This is a genomic window from Pseudomonas sp. P5_B2, from assembly GCF_056400445.1.
Map to the genome: position 1 here is coordinate 1 of NZ_JBFULH010000389.1, position 3,883 is coordinate 3,883.

Here is a 3,883-nt window from a genome sequence, read left to right on the forward strand (position 1 = left end):
GAACTGGTTAACCACCACCCCTTCCACTGTCAGTGATTCATTGTGATCGCAACGTAGATCCTCTACCTGCGCGAGGACGTGATACAGCGCCTGACGAGAAAAGCTGTCGCAATCGAACGGTATCAGCAACCTGTCCGCGGCCACCAGCGCGCTGAAGGTGTAAAAGTTCAGTGACGGAGGGGTATCGATATAGATGCGCTCATAATCCTCGGAAAGCTCGACCAGCAACTTGCGCAGCTTATTGATCTTGAACTTGCTCTCCAGTTTTGACTGGAGGTCTGACAATTCGGGGCTAGCCGCCACCAGGTGGAGGTTGTCGTAACGGGTCTCGGTGATGTGTACGCGACTCTTCCTGCCTTCGAAGCCGCCAGACAATGTCTGTTTGAAAAAATCGGCGATGCCCGGCGGAATGCTCTCATTGATCAAGCCAGTGAGGTAGTGAGTCGAATTTGCTTGGGGATCAAGATCTACCAGCAGTGTTCGGTAGCCTTCGGCAGCACTCACAGCGGCAAGGTTGCAGGCGATGCTGGATTTTCCAACGCCACCTTTCTGATTGAATACGACACGACGCATGGGGCTTGCTCATCCGTGAAAAAGGCCAGAGATCAGCTTAGGCCAAATGTAAGAAGTCGTGTCAATTCTATGACCGCAATATGACAGTTTTACGACAAGAATCAGCAAAAGCTGCGAACTAGAGCGTTTGATTGCCAATCACTCACCACCGACCTGGCGCGAATAATGCCTATTTCAAGATCATGAAGTCGGTCCTGACTATGTGGATGACACTTTTGAAGTGAGCCGCCACGGTGCCTGCCCCGATAATCGAAAGCTTACTAACGAACTATCGAGGTTCAGCATGACGAGCGCAACGACAGAACACGTCAGCCCAAGAACTCTCAGAAAGGTGATTGTGGCCGCCGGCATCGGTAATTTCGTCGAGTGGTTCGACTTCGCCGTCTATGGCTTTTTGGCCACGACCATCGCCCAGCAATTTTTCCCCAGTGGCGACGCCAGTGTCGCGCTGCTGAAAACCTTTGCGGTATTCGCCGTGGCATTTGCGTTTCGACCCCTTGGAGGGATTTTCTTCGGCATGCTGGGCGACAGGATCGGTCGCAAGCGCACCCTTGCGATGACGATTCTGCTGATGGCCGGCGCGACGACCTTGATCGGTCTGCTACCCACGTATGCCACGATCGGGGTCATGGCGCCGATTCTGCTTTGCCTGATCCGTTGCGCCCAAGGCTTTTCCGCCGGGGGAGAATACGCAGGTGCCTGTGCCTATCTGATGGAGCATGCACCGCACGATAAACGCGCTTGGTATGGCAGCTTCATTCCGGTGTCGACATTTTCCGCCTTCGCCGCGGCAGCCGTGGTGGCCTACGCGCTAGAGGCGTCATTATCGGCCGAAGCGATGGGTAGCTGGGGTTGGCGTTTGCCGTTCCTGATTGCCGCGCCGCTGGGCCTGGTGGGTCTTTACTTGCGCTGGAAGCTCGATGAGACACCGGCGTTCCAGGCGGTGACTCAGGAACATGCAGTAGCCCACTCCCCGCTTAAGGAAACCTTGCGCAACCATGGTGCGGCTATCTGTTGCCTGGGCGCTTTTGTGTCGCTCACGGCGCTATCGTTTTATATGTTCACCACCTACTTCGCTACCTACCTGCAAGTCGCGGGTGGCCTGAGCCGCGCAACAGCGTTGCTGGTGTCACTGATTGCCTTGCTGTTCGCTGCGGCGATCTGCCCACTGGCCGGGCTGTATTCGGACTGGGTCGGGCGTCGAAAAACGGTGATGACCGCTTGCGCTCTATTGATTGTGGCCGTGTATCCATCGTTCCTGATGGCCAGCTCCGGCTCGTTCGCAGCCTCCATCGCCGGGGTTATGCTCCTGGCGATTGGCGCGGTGTTGTGCGGAGTGGTAACGGCGGCCTTGCTCTCGGARACCTTCCCTACCCGTACCCGATACACCGCATCGGCGATTACCTACAACATGGCGTATACCCTTTTCGGCGGCACCGCACCGCTCGTGGCTACGTGGCTGATCAGTACTACCGGCAGCAACTTGTCGCCGGCGTTCTATCTCATCGCGGTGGCTTTACTCGCGCTTGCGGGTGGATTGGCATTGCCGGAGACTTCAAGGATTTCCCTGCATGACATTCCGACGAAGGGGAAAGGCGCAGGAGTGAGCGCTACGGCCTGATACACGAAACGAGCCGAGACGGTGGATCGAGCTATTCTTGCCGACGATCCACCGCACGGATAGGCCGTACCGTCCTGAATCATATTTTTCGAACGCGCTGTAATAGAAGCAACACCAGTATCACATTCAACATCGCCAGCGAGCTTAGTCCAGCAAGCACACCTCCCGCCCCCAGCGTTTGCAAAAGGTAACCCCCGGCAAGAGGTGTCAGTGCTTGTCCAACAAGTGAGGGTCGAGCCATGCGCCCCATGAGCAAAACATATTGCGTTGGCGACATCAGCGTCAGTGGCAGCAGCCCCCGAACAATCGCTCGCAAACCATTACCAGCACCGTAAAGGACGAGACCGAGCGCTGTCATTGCCGGCGCCATGGTCACAACCAACAGACCGATTGCCACAAGCACGACAGAGATCAACGTTGTCCAAATGGGGTGTCGTTTTCGCGAAAACACTTGTAGAACACGCGAGCCTACCTGACTTGGCCCCAGTAAAGCGCTAAACCCGATGGCGGCTGATAACGAATAGCCCTGACCTTGCAGCAGCGAAATCAGCTGGACAGAGATTGCCGTCATGATTACAGCACCCAACGCAAAAATCATCGTGAGGAGCCAGTAAACCCGTCGTTCGATTGATAGGCTTTCACCGGCCACCGCGTCATTTTTTGTCAGGGAGCCCGAGCCTTTCGGTAGCACCCACGCATAAAGTGGTGCCACCGTGAGGACTAACAACACGCCATAAGCCAAACACGTGGAACGCCAACCAACGTACTCGATGACTAACGCAATGGCCGGCCAGGAAAGCGTTGTTGCAAACCCTGAAATCAGCGTAATGCCTGTAATCGCTCCGCCTGCTCGCTCCCCGTACAGTGAACCTAAACAGGCGAATAGCGCTTCATACAATCCAAGTGCCATGCCAATACCAATGACTGACCAAGCCAATAAAAAAAACGGCAACGAAGTGGCGTTGGCCACAAGAAACAATCCAATGGCGACGGCTAGACCACTGCTGGCAAGAATCGGGCGACCGCCGTAGCGGGCGATCAGTCGGCTGATCAACGGAGCCAACACCGCAGAAACAAGAAGGCTCAGAGACAAGGCGCCATAGACCCATTGGCTAGCCCAGCCTGTCTCTTCAATAATCGGATCGGCCATTACGGCCATCAGGAAGAATGACCCTCCCCAGACCAAAACCTGCAGCATCCCCAACAGGACGATGCCGAACGTGCCAGGTAGTGGGGTTTGATGACTCAAAACAATGTCCGACGGACCCGGTGTGTGTAGGTTGCTCAGAGCATGTGCCCTGCCCAGATTTCGCGACTGACCAGATCGGCTGCAATCTCGATGAACGCCTCTCCAACAAATTTTGCAGCCGGGCTGACGCGCCTGTCCGCGGGAAAGACCTGGACCAATTTGCGCATGGGGATGGGGTCGATCAAAGGTGCGGCACTGAGCACCCCCGATTCGATTTGCGTGTAAATCGAAGCCAAGGGCAAAGCGGTCAAACCGAAGCCATTGCGAACCAGGTCGATCATCGCGCCGAAGGAGTCCGCTTCTACGCTGGTCTTGAGCTTGATACCGACTTCACGCGCACAATTATCCAAAATCACGCGAAGACTGTGGCGAGCGCTGGGCAACACCAACGGCTGCTCAGCCAAAGACGCAAATGACACTGGCGTATCAAGGCGCAGGTT

Annotated in this window: 4 protein-coding genes; 1 reads left to right on the forward strand and 3 read right to left on the reverse strand. The window is 55.8% G+C overall.

Annotated features, from left to right (window positions below; genetic code table 11):
- Positions 1-573: ParA family protein (locus AC1DRJ_RS21025; protein ID WP_477803837.1), on the reverse strand; the 573-nt coding region annotated here is incomplete at its 3' end.
- A gap of 283 nt (positions 574-856) precedes the next feature.
- Here AC1DRJ_RS21025 and AC1DRJ_RS21030 point away from each other — a divergent pair.
- Positions 857-2,194 (forward strand): MFS transporter, encoded by a 1,338-nt coding sequence (locus AC1DRJ_RS21030; RefSeq protein ID WP_477803838.1) that lies wholly within the window; start codon positions 857-859, stop codon positions 2,192-2,194.
- A 79-nt stretch (positions 2,195-2,273) separates the two neighbouring features.
- Here AC1DRJ_RS21030 and AC1DRJ_RS21035 read toward each other — a convergent pair whose 3' ends face one another.
- Positions 2,274-3,392: an MFS transporter gene (locus tag AC1DRJ_RS21035; protein WP_477803840.1), complete on the reverse strand. Its 1,119-nt coding sequence runs from the start codon at positions 3,390-3,392 to the stop codon at positions 2,274-2,276.
- Between the two features lie 86 nt (positions 3,393-3,478).
- The coding region (locus AC1DRJ_RS21040) for a LysR substrate-binding domain-containing protein (RefSeq protein WP_477803839.1) at positions 3,479-3,883 on the reverse strand (405 nt) is incomplete at its 5' end.

What these genes read in the sequence shown, in the direction of transcription:
- AC1DRJ_RS21035 (WP_477803840.1), bottom strand. Translation starts at nt 3,392, where the DNA reads ATGCTGCAGGTTTTGGTCTGGGGAGGGTCATTCTTCCTGATGGCCGTA.